The organism is Rhizobacter sp. P2_H2, assembly GCF_056403375.1.
Window position 1 is genome coordinate 1 of the sequence record NZ_JBFUFP010001582.1, and the last position, 872, is coordinate 872.

The window sequence follows — 872 nt, forward strand, 5'->3', positions numbered from 1 at the left end:
GACGTACACATCGGGCCCGTAGGTGTGCGGGGACAGCACCAGCTTGTCGGCCGGGATGCTCAACGGCTGGTAGGCCTGCGGCTGGAAATCCTCGCCCCAGTTCATCGGCACGTTGCTCTTCTCGCGGCCGTCGAAGTTGCCGTTGATGCCGTGCACGAACACCATCAGCTTCGGGTTCGCGGCCAGCACGACGGCCGATGCGGATTCGGCCGCGGCCTTCCAGAAGTTGACCGGGTTGGCGGCGTTCGCGTCGCCGGTGCTCCAGCGCACGATGCCGTTGGGCTCGTTGTAGAGGTCGATCGCGAAGAAATGCGGCAGGTGGGCGTAGCGCTTCGCGACGAAGGCGAGGTCGCGCGTCCAGTTCTCCTTCGTGTAGGCCTGCTTGTTGTAGATGAGCCCGAAGTCGGCCGGGTTCGACACGAACCAAGTCGGGTACTGGCGCTGCATCGACACGCTGTGGAAATCGAGCAGCACGTACATGCCCTGGCGGTCGGCCTCGGCCATCCACAGGTCCAGTGCCTGCAGCGGCGTCTTGCCGATCAGCTCGGCGTTCAGGTTCGGATCGAGGTAGCTGAGCTGGTTGACCGGCGTCGGGTTGTAGAGCGTGTCGGGCACGAAGGGCACGCGGATCGCGTTGAAGCCCAGGCTCTTGATCTGCGCGATCTGCTGCTTCCAGCCCATCGCCCACAGGAACTGCGGCTGCAGGATGGTCGCGTTGAAGCCGAAATGGCTGATGCCGCGCAGTTGCAGCTCCTGCCCGGCCTCGTCGTAGATCTTGCCGGCGCGGGCGGTGTAGCCCGCGGCCATCGAGAGGGTGCAGGCGGTGGAAAGAAAGACGAGCGCGAACGCTCGCAGCGCTCGCTTCACGAGGC

General features: G+C 65.1%; 1 protein-coding gene. It reads right to left on the minus strand.

All coding sequences use genetic code 11. The features are described 5' to 3' along the window. The coding region (locus AC1D15_RS34885; protein WP_477829680.1) for a glycoside hydrolase family 5 protein at positions 1-872 on the minus strand (872 nt) is incomplete at both ends.